Here is a 17625-nt window from a genome sequence, read left to right on the forward strand (position 1 = left end):
GCCAATAGTTTAAAGAGCTGCAGGACAAATTAAGGTTTAAACTTTAATTTATTCTACAGCTTAAATACTATTTGAAGTATAATTTTATTAGGATAAATTATCCAAAGAAGTCACCGGATAAATATTTTATGACAAAGACATTGTTATCTTTTATATTGGTTAATAGCAAGGGAGATGTTATTATGTATAAAATCATACTTGTAGATGATGAGGAAGAGGTTAGACGCGGTGTACTTAATAAAATTCAATGGAATAGATATGGTTTTGAAATTATAGGAGAAGCTGAGAATGGGAAAGAGGCTCTTGAAATAGTAGAAAAAAGTACCCCAGATCTTGTAATTACAGACATAAGAATGCCTTTTATGGATGGAATGAAGCTTACTCAAATTCTCTATGAGAGATTTCCTACGATAAAAACTATAATACTAACAGGCTTTGACGAGTTTGAATATGCAAAAACGGCTATAAAATTAAATGTTATTGAATACGTTTTAAAGCCGATATCTTCAGAGGATATTATAGAGCTACTTATTAATGTGAAAGAGAAATTAGATAGAGAGTTTGAGGAGAAAAAGAATATTAAACTGTTAAAGGAGATCTATATTAAAAGTCTACCTATCCTAAGGGAAAAATTTTTAAGTTCCATTATACGAGGCAACATTAACATTGATGAAATCAGAGAAAAAGAAAAAAAATACAATATCAATCTCCAGGGAGAAGCTTTTCTTATCTCAATAATAGCAATCGATTACAACATAGAAAATATCAACAATAAGGATAAGGAGATTCTTATATTTCAAGTACTAAAGCTAATTGAAGAAATAATAAATAAGCATTCTATAGGATTAGCTTTTATTGAAGATGATAATATAATTATTTTAAATATATCACAAGACAGCGGCAAAAAACTAATACTGGAGAAGGCTGGTAAAGTACTTGAAGAAATAAGACAGTCTATAGTTAAATATCTAAACTTAAGTGTGACAATTGGAATTGGTACAAGCTGTGAAGATATAAGTGGAGTGAGTCTTTCTTATAAAAATGCGATTGCTGCTCTAGGCTATAGAATTATTCTAGGAAATAATAGGCTTATTTTTATTGAAGATGTAGAGCCTAAAAGAGAAAATGAAATAATATTTGATAGATTAAAGGAGAGACAATTAGAAGGTTCTGTAAAAACTGGAACAAAGGAAGAGATTTGTTCTGCAGTAGATAATATTTTCAGAGTCATAGAGGCTTCAAATACGTGTATTGAATATTATCAAATATATCTAATACAAATTGTAACTACAATTATCAAGATTGCTAAGGATTCTAATGTGAATATGAAAGACATTTTTGGAGAGAATTTTAACTTCTTCATAGAATTATATAAATTTGCTACATTGGCTGAAGTAGAGGAATGGATTAAGAAGATTTCAATAAAGATTTCAGAGTATATTATCAAAGGTAGAGAGGATTCAAGTAAATTTCTTGTAGATAGAGCTAAGGAATATATAGAAGAAAGATTCCAGGATTCTGAATTAAATATAAATACAATATGTAATTATTTACATATAAGTCAGGCTTATTTTAGCTATATATTTAAAAAAGACACACAAACTACTTTTGTAAGTTATCTGACACAGATAAGAATGACAAAGGCAAAAGAATTACTAAGAAACACTAATATGAAAACCTTTGTTATAGCTGAAAAAGTTGGGTTTTCCGAGCCAAATTACTTTAGCTATTGTTTTAAGAAAAACTTAGGAAAATCACCATCAGAGTATCGTAATAGTTTCAATAAAACAAAGTAAGGAGAGTTGATATGCTTGAATTCATTAAAGAACCAGTAAGGACGTTAATTAAATTTATAAGGAGAAGCAGTATTCAACTTATCATTACAGTTTCCTTTACTTTTGTTACTATTATGGCCATGCTATTTGTAGGTATAGCTTTATTTAATAGATTTTCTTCGGATTCAGAGCAGAACGCTAAAACAAGTACTAAGCAAATAGCTGATGAAATAAGTGTCAATATGGATTACTATTTAAAAAATATGATATATATATCCTCCTTACTTGAAAGCAATATAAAAAAGGATGAAGACCTGCCTAGTTCCCGAATTCTAAATCAGATGGAGATTATTTCGAGCACAAGAGATGATATTGTTGGACTAGCAGTTTTTACAGATAAGGGGGATATAGCAGCTAAGTTACCTAATTTTGAGGTAAAAGGAAGAGCAAATATAAAAAATCAAAGCTGGTTTAAAGAAGCGATAAATAATCCTGATAAAGTTAACATTTCACTACCCCATGTCCATAATATATTTTACGGAAATCACAGTTGGGTAGTTTCACTAAGTAAGTGTGTAAAATACAAGAGGGGCGATGAGGAAGCTACAGGAGTACTTTTGGTGGACATGAACTTTAGATCTCTTGACCAGATTTGCCAGCAGACAAAGTTAGGCAATATGGGATATATATATATTATTGATGATAAGGGAAATATTGTTTACCATCCTCAGCAACAGTTAATATATATGGGCTTGAAGCAGGAAAATATAAAAAATGTGCTAGATGAACCTTCTGGCACTTTTATTGAAGCCTTTGATAATAAACAAAGACTTGTAACTGTAAAAACAGTTAGAATTACAGGTTGGAAGATAGTTGGCATATATTATATGGATCAAGTAGCAGCCACTAAGAAAAATTTAGGTACATATGCATTTTTAATAATAATATTAGGTATTCTTTTTGTTATAGCTATTTCAACTTCACTTTCTGCAAAAATATCCAAGCCTATCAAGGAATTAGAAAAATGTATGAAGCTCGTAGAGGAAGGTAGATTTGATGTAGAAATAAATGTTGAAGGAGAGTATGAGGTTGTCCGGTTATCAAAGGCCTTTAATCTAATGGTATTAAAGATTACAAATCTAATGGAGCAAATAGTAAAAGAACAGGAAGGAAAGAGAAAAAGTGAGTTAAATGCACTACAGGCTCAGATTAATCCGCATTTTTTATATAATACACTAGATTCTGTGGTTTGGATGATAGAAAATGAAAAAAATCAAGAAGCGGTTACAATGATAACAGCTCTTGCTAGATTATTTAGAATTAGTATTAGTAAAGGAAAAAACATTATAACTATAAAAGAAGAACTAGAACATGCTAAAAACTATTTAATAATACAAAAGGTAAGGTATAAAAATAAATTCCAATTCAAAATAGAAGTACAGGAAGAAGTACTTAACTATAGCACTATTAAGCTTATTCTTCAACCAATTATTGAAAATTCCATTTATCATGGAATTGAGTGTTCTGTGGATGAGGGCGAAATATTTATTTATGCAGGTATAGAGGATAATAAATTGTTATTAATGGTTAAGGATACTGGATTAGGTATGAGTGAAGAGTTAGTAGAAAACATTTTAGTAACTGAACATAGAGAGAGTAGAGGTTCAGGAGTTGGAATAAAGAATGTAGATGAAAGAATAAAGCTTTGTTATGGTAAAGAGTATGGATTAAAAATAGAAAGTGAGCTGGAGGTAGGAACTACAGTAAAGATTTATCTGCCATTATATATAGAATAGCTAAGGGAGTGGCAATAAAATGAAATTTGTTAAGAAATTAGTTGTTGTCTGCATAGCATTTGTTTTAATTTTTTGTTTAGTGATCTATTATCCTAATTTAACCTTTAGTGATGTACAAAAAAATGAAAAAATTCTTGTGGTAGGTGGAATGGCTACTGGTGATTATTGGGGTACCGTAAAAATGGGAGCAAAAGCAGCGGCAGAGGAGTGTAATGTAACATTCAATTACTTAGCTCCTAAGGATGAAAGTGATATTCAGGGCCAAATAAATTTAATTGAGGATGCTTTAAATAAGGGTATAAGTGCATTAGTAGTAGCTCCAAATGATTATGAAAAGTTGTCTAAAGTTATTGAAAAAGCCTATAGTAAAAGGATTCCTGTAATTGTAATGAATTCAAGAGTTAATACAAATAAATTCGATTATTATATTTCCGCTGACAACATAGATGGAGGCAGAAAGGCTGGAGATATGTTAGTAAGTATTCTAGGCACAAGATTTAAAGTGGGGATTATGAGTTCTATTGAAGGTGCAGACTCATTAATGGAGAGAGAAAAAGGTCTTTTAGATTTATTCTCTCAATATAAGGAAGTTAAAGTGGTAGCAAAGGGGTACTGCCTTTCAAATTCTGCAGCGACAAAAGAGTTAACTAAAAAAATGCTAAGTGAACATAAGGATTTAGATGCCATAGTGGCTTTAAACTCTAATGCAGCTGAGGGAGTTGCCGAGACTCTTAGTGAAATGAATTTAGAAGGAAGCATAAAGGTTATTGCCTTTGACAGTACACTCAGGGAAATTGATTATCTAGAAAAGGGCATAATTTCTGCAATTATCATTCATGATCCATTTACTATGGGCTATTTAAGTGTAATGTATGCAATCAATGACATTAATAAAATGGAGCTTTCAAATGTAAAGTATACAATTGATATTTTAAATAAAAAGGACAATCCAAATGAAATTAAGATAAAATCCAAAATAATAGATGGCACAAATATGTACTTTCAAGAAAATGAAAAATTTCTATTCCCTGTTGTAAAATAATTATTGCATAGAATTTTTATATATTTGTATAGAATTTTGTATTAATTTTATGTAAATTTTATACTAATATAAACTTATAGAAAACCTTTACAATAAAAATTAAGGGGGATAATTAAATGAAAAAAATTCTTACATTAGTGCTTTTTGCTTCACTAACAGTAGGTTCATTGGCTGGATGTGGATCAAGCAGCCAAAGTACTGGGGGATCTAGCTCAAGCGCAGATACAAAACCTAGTATAGGCTGTGCAATTTACAAATTTGATGACACATTTATGACTGGTGTACGTAACGCAATCACTGATTCTCTAAAAGACAAAGCTAATTTAGAAATGGTTGATAGCCAAAACTCACAGTCTACTCAAAATGATAAAGTTGACTTATTTATAACAAAAAAGGCTAAGAGCATGATAATTAATCCAGTTGATAGAACTGCTGCTGGAGTAATTATAGATAAGGCTAAGAATGCTAATATTCCTGTTGTATTCATGAACCGTGAGCCATTACCAGAAGATATGAAAAAATGGGATAAGGTTTATTATGTAGGAGCAAAGGCTGAGCAATCAGGTACAATGCAAGGTCAAATTATAGCAAAATACTTTAAAGATCATCCAGAAGCAGATAAAAATCATGACGGAGTTATTCAATATGTAATGCTAAAAGGAGAACCTGGACATCAAGATGCAGAACTAAGAACAAAATACTCAATTGAGGCCGTGCAATCTGCTGGATTAAAGGTACAAAAATTAGCAGAAGATACAGGTATGTGGGATCGTGTAAAGGGACAAGAAAAAATGGCTGCATTCCTTGCAGCTAATGGAGATAAGATTGAAGCTGTATTTGCAAACAACGATGATATGGCACTAGGTGCAATAGAAGCGTTAAAGGCTGCTGGATATTTCAAGGATAACAAATATATGCCTGTAGTAGGTGTTGATGCAACTGCACCAGGAGTTCAAGCTATTCAAGATGGCACAATGCTAGGAACTGTTTTAAACGATGCTAAAAATCAAGGAGCTGCTTCAGCTAAGTTAGCAGAGGTTCTTGCTAAAGGTGAGACTCCAAGCAAAGACAATATTGGATTTGAAATTAAAGATGGTAAATATGTTTGGATAGATTACAAAACAATTACTAAAGATAATATCAAAGATGCTAAATAGCCTTTCAATTTATTGATTATGTAGGGGATGCGGTTTTAAAAATTCTCATCCCCTACTATTTTTAAAAGGTTATTAAGGAGGTCACTAAATGGGTCAAAGTGAATTTTTACTTGAAATGAACAATATAGTAAAAGAGTTCCCAGGTGTTAAAGCTCTAGATAGAGTTACTCTAAAGATAAGACCAGGTAGTGTACATGCACTTATGGGAGAAAATGGTGCAGGAAAATCTACTTTGATGAAATGTTTATTTGGTATATATAAACATGATGCAGGAGAAATACTTTTAAATGGTGAACAAATACAAAACGATAGCTCAAAGGATGCACTAGACCGCGGCATTGCTATGATTCATCAAGAGCTTCATCCCGTTAAATATCGTAATGTAATGGAAAATATGTGGCTTGGTCGGTTTCCTTTAAAAAACTATGGAATAGTAAAATTGGTTGATGAGAAGAAGATGTATAATGATACAAAAGAACTATTTAAAAGTTTAAACTTAGATATAGATCCAAAGGTTAAGGTAGAAAATTTATCAGTTTCAATAGTTCAGCAAATGGAAATTGCAAAAGCTGTATCTTATAATGCTAAGATTATTATAATGGATGAGCCAACCTCTTCTCTAACTGAAATTGAGGTAGAGTATCTATTCAAAGTTATAAGAGACTTAAAAGCTAAAGGGGTTTCTATAATTTATATTTCCCATAAGATGGAGGAAATTCTTCAGATTTCTGATGAAGTAACAATAATGAGAGATGGAACCTTAGTAGGTACATGGGAAGCTGAAGAACTTACAACTGATTTAATTATAAAGAAAATGGTAGGAAGGGATCTTACTAACAGATTCCCAGTAAGGGAAAATGAACCAAGTGAGGTAATTTTAAAAGTTGAGGGGTTAACTTCTCCTTTTAAGAAATGCTTTAAAGATATTTCCTTTGAACTTAGAAAAGGTGAAATACTTGGTATTGGAGGTCTTGTAGGAGCACAAAGAACGGAGCTTGTAGAAGCTATTTTTGGACTTCGCAGCGTAGAATCCGGTAAAATCTTTATAAATGGTAAACAGGTCAAAATAAATTCTGCAATTGATGCGAAAAAATATAAAATTGCACTTCTAACAGAAGAAAGAAGAGTAACAGGAATATTCCCATTGTTATCAGTGCTAGAAAATACAGTAATAGCAAACATAGACAAATATGTAAATAAATTTGGATTGTTAGATGAGGATAAAAGAAAAGAAGATACTAAAAAGAGTATAGAGATGTTAAAGATAAAAACACCTTCGGCAAAATCTCTCATACAGAATTTATCTGGTGGTAATCAGCAAAAGGTATTACTTGCTAAGTGGCTTCTTACAGATCCAGATATATTAATACTTGATGAGCCTACAAGAGGTATAGATGTAGGTGCAAAATATGAAATTTATACTATTATTTCACAACTTGCAAAGGAAGGAAAAAGTATTATCATGATTTCCTCCGAAATGCCAGAACTTTTAGGAATGTCTGATAGAGTTATGGTAATGTGTGAAGGACATTTATCAGGAATAATAGATGGCAAATCTGCAACAGAAGAAGTAGTAATGCAGCTTGCTGCAAAATACATGCTTTAGACTGGGGAGGTTAAAAATGGAGAATGTTAATATGAATAAGACAAAAGATTTTCTAAAACAAAATGCAATTTACGTGGTTTTTGTGGTTTTAATTGTTGCTATTGCATTAAAGGATCCTCGCTTTATTTCCGTAAGTTGTTTCCGTGATATTTTAATTCAAAGTTCTACTAGAATTATTATTGCACTAGGTGCAGCTTTTGTAATATTAATGGGTGGTGCAGATCTTTCAGCAGGTAAAGTTGTTGGTTTAACAGCAGTACTTTCTGCTTCTATGCTTCAATTACCTGATTACTCAAGACGGTTCTTTCCTAATTTACCACAATTGCCTTTATTAGTGCCAATCCTTCTAGCTATAGCCGCTGGATTATTAGTTGGGTTGCTAAATGGATATATTGTTTCTAGATTTAATGTTCCAGCATTCATAGCAACCTTAGGCACAATGGTTATGGTTTATGGTGCAAACTCAATATATTTCAACCTTCCTCCTAACAATTCTCAGCCTATAGGAGGGCTAAGAGGAGATTTTTCAAAACTTGGTACGGGATCATTTTTAGGAATACCTTATATATTTATAATTGCAATGGTAATGACTCTGATAATATATATTGTATTAAACAAGACTAGACTTGGTAAAAACCTTTATGCTATTGGTGGTAACAAGGAAGCTGCTATAGTCTCCGGTATTAATGTAAAAAGATGTATGCTTTACTTATATGTTATTGCTGGAGGGCTTTATGGGTTAGCTGGAGTTCTTGAAGCAGCAAGAACTGGAGGAGCTACAAATAACTATGGTAATATGTACGAGCTTGATGCAATAGCTGCCTGCGTAGTTGGAGGATGGTCTGTTTCAGGAGGAGTAGGAACAGTTCCAGGTGTTGTAATAGGGGTTCTTATATTTAGCGTTATAAACTATGGATTAACCTTTATAGGAGTAAGTCCTTACTGGCAGCAAATAATCAAAGGAATTATAATTGTTTCGGCGGTTGCTGTAGACATAAGAAAATATATTAGCAAGAGATAATGGAACTTAGTTATTAAAAAGAAAGTTCGAAATGGCAAGATAACAAAAAAGTAGCTTGCCATTTCGAGCTTTTTTCCATTTCCTTTAGGTATTGAACAAGTTTAAGTAATATTATCACCATTTATGGATTGGCTATCAATAATAATTAGTATTTGATTTTTATAATTGTTATGATAAAATAGTAGAAAAGAGCAATTTAGGAATAATATATTTAATGCATACATATTAGGAGGTATATAATGAACGTTGAAAAATTAAAAGATAATGTTTATTGGGTTGGAGTAGCTGATCCAAAACTTAGAGTTTTTGATATCATAATGGAGACAAAAAAAGGAACAACTTATAATTCATATTTAATTGATGATGAAAAAGTAGCAATAATCGATATTGTTAAAGATGGATTTTTTGATAAATATATTTCTAATATAAAGAGTGTTATAGGAGATAGAAAAGTTGATTACATAGTTGTTCAGCATACAGAGCTAGATCACAGTGGATCAATTGTTAATTTAATTAAAGAATATCCAGATGCAACAGTTGTGGCTTCAAGAGCAGCTTTAATTTATTTAAAAGACATAATAAATGCAGATTTTAAGAGCATGGAAGCACCAAAAGAATTAAGTCTTGGGAAAACTAATCTAAAGTTTATTGTTGCTCCAAATCTTCATTGGCCTGATACAATGTTTACTTATGCAGAAAACAAGGAAATGTTATTTACTTGTGATTTCTTAGGATGCCATTATTGCCCAGAAAAGTGTATAGTAGATGAATGTGTTGGTGACTATTTTGAAGAAATGAAATATTATTTTGATGTTATAATGGGACCATTTAAAAAATTTGTTTTAGCAGGTCTTGATAAAATAAAAGATCTAAAATATGACATGATTGCTACAAGCCATGGTCCAGTGCATGTAACTGATATAGAGAAGTATGTTAACCTATATAGAGAATGGGCTACTGAAGAGGCAATAGCTGAAAAGAATGTTCAAGTATTCTATATTTCTGCTTATGGAAACACAAAAAAAGTAGCTGAGTATATGGCTGAAAAGATAAACTCTAAGGGAGTTAAAGCAGAAGCTCATGAAATAACATCAATGGATTTACCACAGTTAGTAACATTGGTTGAAAAGTCCAGTGGTATATTAATAGGATCACCAACAATAAATCAGGATGCTGTTAAACCAGCTTGGGATTTATTATCTGTAGTATGTGCTATTACTAATAGAGGAAAAGCAGCTGGAGCTTTTGGTTCTTACGGATGGAGTGGAGAAGGAGTACCAATGCTTACTAGTAGATTAAAATCTTTAAAGTTTAAAGTTGTAGAAGAAGGCTTTAAATTTAAATTCGTACCAAGTCAAGAAGAACTGAAAAAAGCTGATGAGTTTGTTGATAAATTTTTAGAATTAATGTAAAAAGACATATATGCAGGTAGGCTTAATTATAGCTTACCTGCATATATGTCTTTTATTGAATAATTTACTTCAAAAACCCAAATGTCCATGATAACAAATCTATGCATAAATCAGCAGTTGTATCACCTTTATCTAAAAGAGGATTTAGTTCAACAAAATCCATTGATTTAACAAGCTTTGTTTCCATAAGATATTTTAGTATATATTTAACTTCTACTACATTCATTCCTTCTCTAACAGGAGTGCCTGTACCTGGAACATAGTTAGGATCTAAACAATCAATGTCAAAGCTTAGATGAACTGCTTTTATGCCTCTTTCAGCAAGCTTTGAATGTACAATCTCCATTATTCTTTCAACACCTATCTGCTGTATATCTTCTGTAGAAAAGACTGTAAGATTGTGTTTTTTAATTAATTCCTTTTCACCTAAATCTAAATCTCTTGCACCAATAATAAATATATTCTCAGGTTTTACTTTGCAGCCTTTGTCATATAAATCTACTAGTTCCTCAAATCCTAGGCCCATAGCTGCAGCTAATGGCATACCATGAATATTACCTGTTGGTGAAGTCTCATGAGTGTTTATATCTCCATGAGCGTCAATCCATATAACAGCAACTTCATCATAGAATTTGCTGGCACCAGATATACTTCCAAGCCCTATAGAATGGTCTCCGCCTATTATAAGAGGAAAAGATCCTGCACAAAGGGAACTGTAAACTTGATGAGCTAAGTTTTTATTTACGTCTACTTATAGGCTTTTAAATATTTCAGTGTTGCATGAGAATTATACTTTTTTTCCTCTGGTATATTTTCAACGTAAATATCCCCACAGTCATATACGGTATGATTGTTTTCTGTCAAAACAGACACTATATTTTTTTCTCTAAGTTTTTTTGGCCCAAAGTCAGCACCCTTTTTGTCTGAACCAAAAAAAATTGGTACGCCGATTAAGCTAATGTTCATTGTAATTACCTCCATATATGAATTATCTTGTACGATACTTGATTATATACCAATTTGAAAAAATAAAAAGTAGTTTTTAAAAACACAGTATTTTCTAAAAATTCTAATATATTATATTTATTCATTTTGTTGAATGATAATTACTATAAAAATACCTCATAATGGTAAAAAAATTAAATGGGTGCTTTGTTCTTAGTGAAAAATGAAAAACTACTTTAAATTTAAAGTTCCCAAATTGAATTAAAATTATATAGTATATCAAGTGTTTTTAAAGACCAGTATAAGTAAAATATTGAATCGAAGAAAAAAACTGCAAATAAAAATTATTTTTTTTAAGCATATTATTATGGATAATTTAGTACTAAATATGCATTAAAATTTTTTATAAATTATATTGTATTATATAAAAATATTGGTAAATTCGATACTGTTGTGTTAAAATAGTTACATTATTTTAATTCAAATATTGTTTAATCTTTGAATTAATAACATAAAATATGAAAATAATAATGTAGGGGTTATACCATAATAATTATATTAATGAAACTCCTTCGCCTTTCAGCGAATGAGTAAGCGATCATCACAAAATCGACACGCTGTGTAAGTGACTATCACCAAATCAGCACTCTGTGTAAGCGATCATCTCAAAATCATAGATTTTGGATGCCTGCTTAAGATTTTGTGATGATCGCTTAAATGATATAGCTTACTGCAGAAATCTAAAAAATTGAGGAGATGAATATCAATGAACAAAGAAAAAATTATTGAATTTTTAGAAGCAAATAGTCTAAATGATATAGAGGAGATCAAATATGATGGCAATGCAGCTGTTATAAGATTTTGTTTTGACTTTGATGATGCAGAACTAGAAGCGGCTAAGGCATATGCTAACGATGAAAGCGAAGATGAGGAAGAAGGAGAAGTATGGTATAATGATTTCTTTCTACCATATCTAAATGAATTGGCTATAGACAACGTAGGAGACATAATTGAAGACTTAATGGAAGAAGAAGATATAGAAGCACAGTTTGTATCCTATGAGGTAGATATGGAAAATTATGATTACAACGAATTTATAGCAGTATTTTATGAAAGCGGAGCTGAAATTGATATAGATGAAGTTTTAGCTGAACTAGAAAAATAATGCTCTTAAAAACAAGAAAGCTAGCATGACTATCATGCTAGTTTTTTATTTAAACTAAGTATTTTAGATTGCTGTTATTAAAATTGTTAGATTCATTTACAGAAAAAGCTGCTGTGGCTATATCATATCTTTACGCTTCTGATATTTCAAAATTAGCTCGTCCAATTTTTGGCTGCATTCAACTACATTTTTATCTGTAAGATCATTCCTATTCATTAGTATATAGAGAGTTTCTTTTAATTTATTTATCTCCACATCTAATGTTTTTAAATCCTTTAAACTCCCACGAATGTTCATTCTCATTACCCCATATTTATACATTATTTTTGGTACTCTTATATTTTAGCAGATTATATAAATATAGTCATATCTTTTATTAGCCAAGGATATACATTTTGTAACAAAAATAAACAAGGAGCCTGTAGATAAGATGTGGATTACTATGTGGACTACATGTGGAGAGCCTGTGAGGTAAATGTGGAAAAAAGGAAAAATATGTCTTGATGCGTTGGTACACCAACCTGTGTTAAAAAATGGAATTTAAAAAATAATGTCTAAAGTTTTTTGCTTTGAGCTATATTTTATAATATCAATTTAATACACTACATAAATAATATATTTTCTCCTGCTTAAAAATATACCTAAAATGATAACTTTATAAACAACATAGGATTAAGACTGAAAGTTAAATTACAGCAATAAGAATATATTTTTAACATTATATTATGTTAAATGATTACAATGCTATATTAAAGCTTGTCTTATTGTATAAATGTGATATAATATTTAACTGTAAGTTGAATATTATATATACTTTATCTGAATAGTATATATTAGTTGGCATAATATTGAGTAGAATTAGTGTCATTAGACATTGTAATAATATATATATTTATTAGGAGGTATAACGGTATGCTTAATGCAGATATAGCAATGGGATTAGCAAGAGTTACAGAAGCAGCAGCGCTTTGTTCAGCAAAGTTTATGGGAAGAGGGGACAAGATAGCAGCAGACCAAGCAGCAGTAGATGGAATGGAAAAAGCTTTTGGAATGATGCCTGTTAGAGGAACAGTTGTCATTGGAGAAGGTGAATTAGACGAAGCTCCTATGCTTTATATAGGGCAAGAAGTTGGTATAGGGGAAGAAAACATGCCTGAGATGGACATAGCTGTGGACCCTTTAGACGGAACAACATTAATAGCTAAGGGACTTCCAAACGCAGTAGCAGTTGTTGCAATGGGGCCAAAGGGAAGTTTATTTCACGCACCAGATATGTATATGAAAAAGATAGCTGTAGGACCTGGTGCTAAAGGTGCAATAGATATAAATAAATCTCCAAAAGAAAATATAATAAATGTAGCTAAAGCGTTAAATAAAGATGTTACAGAGCTTACTGTTATTGTTCAAGAAAGAGAAAGACATAATTATATTGTAGATGCTGCAAGAGAAGTGGGCGCAAGAGTTAAGTTGTTCGGAGAAGGAGATGTAGCCGCAGCCATTGCTTGTGGTTTTGAAAATACAGGAATAGATATTTTCATGGGTACAGGTGGTGCTCCAGAAGGAGTTATTGCCGCTGCAGCTATAAAGTGTCTAGGTGGAGAAATGCAAGCAAAATTAGAGCCACATTCTGATGAAGAAAAAGAAAGATGTAGATCTATGGGCATTGATGATATAGATAGAGTTTTACTTATTAATGATTTAGTAAAACATGATGATGTATATTTTGCAGCTACTGGTATAACAGATTGTGATCTTTTAAGGGGAGTTATATACTCAAAAAATGACTGGGCAACAACACATACTGTTGTTATGAGATCTAAGACAGGAACAATAAGATTTGTAGAAGCTCATCATGATTTAAACAGAAGTAGTTTAATTGTTAAATAATATATAGAAAACCTGCCAGGCATACAATGCTTAGGCAGGTTTTTATTTCAATCTATAAATAATAATAATAAAATCCAGGTAAACTATTTTAAATTATAATACAAATAACATGTTTAAAATAAAAATTATATAATAGAAGATGTAAAAATGTATTGTAAAATAAATTTTATTGGTGATAATATGGTTTCAATAATAATTCCAGTACTAAATGAGGAAAAAAGTATACAAAAATTACTGAAAAGTATAGAAGATTTACAGGGTGAAAAAGAAGTAATAGTTGTGGATGGAAACAGCACGGATAATACTGTTCATATAGCATCAAAGTATGCAAAGGTTGTGAAAAGTGAAAAAGGACGAGCAAATCAAATGAATGCAGGGGCTAAAGAGGCTAATGGAGATATTTTATGGTTTGTTCATTCGGATTCAATATTACATAAAGATTCTATACTCCTAATAGAGAAGTCTATTGAAAATGGCAGCATCGGTGGAGGTTTCTCCATTTATTTTTATGATTTTAATACATTATTTATGAAGTATATATCTATAACTTCAAATATAAGAGCAAAGTATTTCAAGATACTATATGGAGATCAAGGAATATTTGTAAAAAAGGATATTTTTCAAGCAATAGATGGATATCTTAGAATAGAGCTTATGGAAGATATAGAGTTATCCTTAAAGCTTAAGAAAATAGGAAATATAGAATTATTGAAGTGTGCTATAGGAACTTCTGGAAGAAGATTTAAAAGCGGAGGGCAGATTAGGACACATTTATTAATGCACAAAATTAGATTCTTATATATATGCGGAGTACCGCCTTATAAATTAATTAAAATTTACAGGGAGGCTAGGTAATGAATGCACTTATATTAATGACAAGAATACCTATTCCGGGAAAAACTAAAACCAGACTTATGGGATTACTTACAGGAGAGGAATGTGCCAGAATTCATTATAGCTTTCTGCAAGATTTATTCTCTGTGTGTGACTTGTTAAAGCATGAGTTAGATATTTATATTACATATACCCCAGAAGGGAATTTTTCAATTATAAAAAATATTATTCCAGAATACATGGAAGTTTTTCCTCAACAAGGTGAAGATTTAGGAGGAAGAATGAAGCATGCAATAAACAAGCTTCTTAGGAACTACAATAAAGTTATTTTGATAGGTACTGATATACCGGAACTTCAACCTCATCATATAAAAGAAGCCTTTAATATATTAGATAATAAAGATATATGTTTTGGACCTACAGTGGATGGCGGATACTATCTTGTTGGTATGAAGAAAGCTCATGACGAAATATTTAATAACAACATTTCTTGGGGGAAAAAATCTGTTCTAGAAGGTACCATAGATATTGCGAATAGAAGGGGACTGAAAGTAGGATTATCTTCAAAATGTAGAGATATAGACACCAAAGATGATTTGAAAATTTTCATAAACAAGATAAAAGATGAAAAAGTCATTTGGGATTCATATCCACATAATACTGTAAGCTTTATAAATTCTCTAGAGGAAGATAGAATCAATAATTTGCAAATAAGCACCTAAAATTCCAATCTAGCTTAAAGTTTTAGAATTAGATAGATTAAGTATTTGTAGGTAAATTAGACATAGGAGGTACATACATGCTCAAGGATGAACTACAAAATAAGATAATTGATTATATAAACCAAAGGCATATTACTAAACATTTAAATATGCAAAAGAATTTTAAGGTAGAGTTTTTAGCACAAGGAGAGTATAACATAAATTATACTATTGAGGATGGGCTACATAAGTATGTATTTAGAGTTAATACCGGCAGTCAATTAGATCTTGAAAATCAGATTAGTTACGAATATAACGCATTAAAGAGATTAGAGATTAGTGGCGTAACTCCTAAAACGTACTTTGTTAGTGATAACAAAGATTTTTTTGAGTATGGAATCTTAATTATGGAATTTTTAAAGGGTAATCCATTAGATTATAAAAAAGATTTGTATAAAGCTTCAGAAATATTTTCTAAAATACATTCTATAAATATAAATGAAGATGATTACAAAAGTTTTGTGGTGGAAAACAATATCTTTGAAGATAGAATAAAAGAAGGAAAAAGGTTATTGGATAGTTTTTTGAAATGTGATCATGTTCAAATTGAACAAAAGAACTTCTTTTATAAATTTCTGCAATGGCTTGAAGACAATAAATATAAAGAACTATATTTTATTGAAAATAAATGGCATGTTATCAATAATACTGAAGTTAATTCACATAACTTTATTATTGGAGATGAAAGAAATTACTTGATTGATTGGGAAAAGCCTGTTATAAGTGATCCATGTCAGGATTTAACACAGTTTTTGGTAGAGACTACTACCTTGTGGAAAACAGATTACGTACTATCTAAGGATGAAAAGAAAAATTCTTTAGAATTTACGAAGAAAGGCTTCAAAATGGAAAAAAGGATATAAGAGAAAGGGTAGAGCTTTATACACCTTATCTTTATTTTAGAGCTTTATCTTGGTGTGCCTATGCATGGATAGAGTATCAGAAGCCTGATAAAGATATTAAAAATATGGACACGTTAAAGAAAATAGAGCAATACCTTGAATTGGACTTTATGAAAAAGCTCCTAAGTAGATGGTTTTAAAGGAGGAAATAATAACCTTTGATGAAAAAAAATATATTTAATATAGACAATGAAAGCACAGTAGAAGATATAAAACAGCTAATGGAAGATTGCATAAATTGTAAGCTGTGTACGAAAGAATGTGAATTTCTAAAAGAATTTTCAGATAGCCCTAAGAAGCTTTTAAAGGGCATATTAAGTAATAAAAGCGTAGATACTCTAATTCCTTATTCCTGTAATATGTGCGGAATTTGCAGCAAGGTATGTCCTAAAGGCTTAAAACTTAATGATGTTTTTATGAAAATGAGAAAAGATATAGCTATCAAAAACAATGGTATGTCAACCTTAAAAGGTCATAGAGCTGTTCATATGCATCAAAAATTAAGTTTTACAAAAGCTTTCAGCGGATTAGTAACAGATGAGAACTCAAAAGAAGTTAAAAGAATATTTATGCCTGGCTGTAGCCTTAGTGCCTATAATCCAGAACTTGTTCATAAAACTTATAATTATTTAAAGAAAAAGCTTCCTGGTACAGCATTGCTTATCGAATGTTGTGGCAAACCTACAGAGTCCCTTGGTGAGGATGAACTATTTAAAGTAAGATATAAAAGGCTTTTAGACACCATAGAAAAAACCGATGCTGAAGAGGTAATTACAGCCTGTCAATCCTGTTACGTGACATTTTCAAAGTATGGACTAAATCAAAAAATTAAATCATTATGGACAGTATTTAAAGAAATTGATTTGCCTAAAAGTTCGATTAGCATTGGGGAGCATAGTGATATAACCTTTACAATTCACGATTCATGTCCTACTAGAGATGTACCAGATATTCATGATTCAATAAGATGGATAATGAATAGATTAAATTATAAGATTGAAGAAATGAAATATATAAAAGAAAGAACTAGATGCTGTGGCATAGGAGGAATGGTTTTGCCTGTAAATCCTAAAGTGTCACTTAAGGCCATAAAAAAAGTTGCAGATGAAGCTAATACAGACTATATTGTAACTTACTGCGCAAGCTGTAGGGAAGCAATGCTAAAGGGAGAAAAAAAATCACTTCATGTATTAGATTTAATTTTTGGCAGCACTTGGACATGCAAAGATGAAGTGCCGAAAACAGCTAATACTATAACAAGTTGGTGTAATAGGTATAAAGTTAAAGCAAGGGGGAATGGTAGTGAGTAAAGGTAAAAGCAT

15 protein-coding genes and 1 pseudogene are annotated in these 17625 nt (G+C 31.0%); 13 read left to right on the top strand and 3 right to left on the bottom strand.

What is annotated here, in order from left to right:
- Positions 1 to 182 precede the first annotated feature (182 nt).
- The 7 genes from RCG18_RS21970 to RCG18_RS22000 all read left to right on the top strand — a co-directional run bounded on the left by RCG18_RS21970 (position 183) and on the right by RCG18_RS22000 (position 9809).
- On the top strand, positions 183 to 1796 hold the full coding sequence (locus tag RCG18_RS21970) for a response regulator (RefSeq protein WP_308038135.1): 1614 nt from the start codon (positions 183 to 185) through the stop codon (positions 1794 to 1796).
- Positions 1797 to 1807: 11 nt separating this feature from the next.
- Positions 1808 to 3571 carry a sensor histidine kinase gene (locus RCG18_RS21975; protein WP_308038136.1) on the top strand — a complete coding sequence of 588 codons (1764 nt, stop codon included), beginning with the start codon at positions 1808 to 1810 and terminating at the stop codon, positions 3569 to 3571.
- A gap of 19 nt (positions 3572 to 3590) precedes the next feature.
- Complete coding sequence (locus RCG18_RS21980) at positions 3591 to 4613, top strand: substrate-binding domain-containing protein (RefSeq protein ID WP_308038137.1); 1023 nt, start codon at positions 3591 to 3593, stop codon at positions 4611 to 4613.
- 116 nt (positions 4614 to 4729) lie between these two features.
- Entirely contained in the window at positions 4730 to 5770 is a 1041-nt protein-coding gene (locus RCG18_RS21985) for a galactose ABC transporter substrate-binding protein (protein ID WP_308038138.1), read from the top strand.
- Positions 5771 to 5858: 88 nt separating this feature from the next.
- The gene (locus RCG18_RS21990) at positions 5859 to 7376 is read left to right on the top strand and encodes a sugar ABC transporter ATP-binding protein (protein WP_308038139.1); all 1518 of its coding nucleotides are present in this window, start codon (positions 5859 to 5861) and stop codon (positions 7374 to 7376) included.
- A 16-nt stretch (positions 7377 to 7392) separates the two neighbouring features.
- Positions 7393 to 8397: a galactose/methyl galactoside ABC transporter permease MglC gene (gene mglC / locus RCG18_RS21995; protein ID WP_308038140.1), complete on the top strand. Its 1005-nt coding sequence runs from the start codon at positions 7393 to 7395 to the stop codon at positions 8395 to 8397.
- Positions 8398 to 8636: 239 nt separating this feature from the next.
- Positions 8637 to 9809: an FprA family A-type flavoprotein gene (locus tag RCG18_RS22000; RefSeq protein ID WP_308038141.1), complete on the top strand. Its 1173-nt coding sequence runs from the start codon at positions 8637 to 8639 to the stop codon at positions 9807 to 9809.
- Positions 9810 to 9873: 64 nt separating this feature from the next.
- Here RCG18_RS22000 and RCG18_RS22005 read toward each other — a convergent pair whose 3' ends face one another.
- The gene (locus RCG18_RS22005; protein ID WP_374119162.1) at positions 9874 to 10494 is read right to left on the bottom strand and encodes an arginase; all 621 of its coding nucleotides are present in this window, start codon (positions 10492 to 10494) and stop codon (positions 9874 to 9876) included.
- A gap of 62 nt (positions 10495 to 10556) precedes the next feature.
- Positions 10557 to 10775 carry an arginase family protein gene (locus RCG18_RS29170; protein WP_374118963.1) on the bottom strand — a complete coding sequence of 73 codons (219 nt, stop codon included), beginning with the start codon at positions 10773 to 10775 and terminating at the stop codon, positions 10557 to 10559.
- Positions 10776 to 11520: 745 nt separating this feature from the next.
- Between RCG18_RS29170 and RCG18_RS22010 the strand changes: the two genes are divergently transcribed.
- Positions 11521 to 11919, top strand: a complete 399-nt coding sequence (locus RCG18_RS22010) for a hypothetical protein (RefSeq protein WP_308038142.1) — start codon at positions 11521 to 11523, stop codon at positions 11917 to 11919.
- Positions 11920 to 12036: 117 nt separating this feature from the next.
- On the opposite strand, the gene RCG18_RS22015 is transcribed toward RCG18_RS22010, so the two are convergent.
- On the bottom strand, positions 12037 to 12216 hold the full coding sequence (locus RCG18_RS22015; RefSeq protein WP_308038143.1) for an aspartyl-phosphate phosphatase Spo0E family protein: 180 nt from the start codon (positions 12214 to 12216) through the stop codon (positions 12037 to 12039).
- A 615-nt stretch (positions 12217 to 12831) separates the two neighbouring features.
- Between RCG18_RS22015 and glpX the strand changes: the two genes are divergently transcribed.
- The 5 genes and pseudogenes from glpX to RCG18_RS22040 all read left to right on the top strand — a co-directional run bounded on the left by glpX (position 12832) and on the right by RCG18_RS22040 (position 17613).
- A complete protein-coding gene (gene glpX / locus RCG18_RS22020; RefSeq protein ID WP_308038144.1) occupies positions 12832 to 13806 on the top strand; it encodes a class II fructose-bisphosphatase in 975 nt (324 codons plus the stop codon).
- Positions 13807 to 13986: 180 nt separating this feature from the next.
- On the top strand, positions 13987 to 14661 hold the full coding sequence (locus RCG18_RS22025; protein WP_308042079.1) for a TIGR04283 family arsenosugar biosynthesis glycosyltransferase: 675 nt from the start codon (positions 13987 to 13989) through the stop codon (positions 14659 to 14661).
- Positions 14661 to 15362: a TIGR04282 family arsenosugar biosynthesis glycosyltransferase gene (locus RCG18_RS22030; RefSeq protein ID WP_308038145.1), complete on the top strand. Its 702-nt coding sequence runs from the start codon at positions 14661 to 14663 to the stop codon at positions 15360 to 15362. The genes RCG18_RS22025 and RCG18_RS22030 overlap by 1 nt, the downstream gene beginning before the upstream one ends.
- A gap of 77 nt (positions 15363 to 15439) precedes the next feature.
- Positions 15440 to 16443, top strand: a pseudogene (locus RCG18_RS22035) (phosphotransferase).
- 21 nt (positions 16444 to 16464) lie between these two features.
- Positions 16465 to 17613 (top strand): (Fe-S)-binding protein, encoded by a 1149-nt coding sequence (locus tag RCG18_RS22040; protein ID WP_308042080.1) that lies wholly within the window; start codon positions 16465 to 16467, stop codon positions 17611 to 17613.
- Positions 17614 to 17625 lie beyond the last annotated feature (12 nt).

The sequence above is a fragment of the Clostridium sp. OS1-26 genome (assembly GCF_030915445.1).
GTDB lineage: Bacteria > Bacillota > Clostridia > Clostridiales > Clostridiaceae > Clostridium_AM.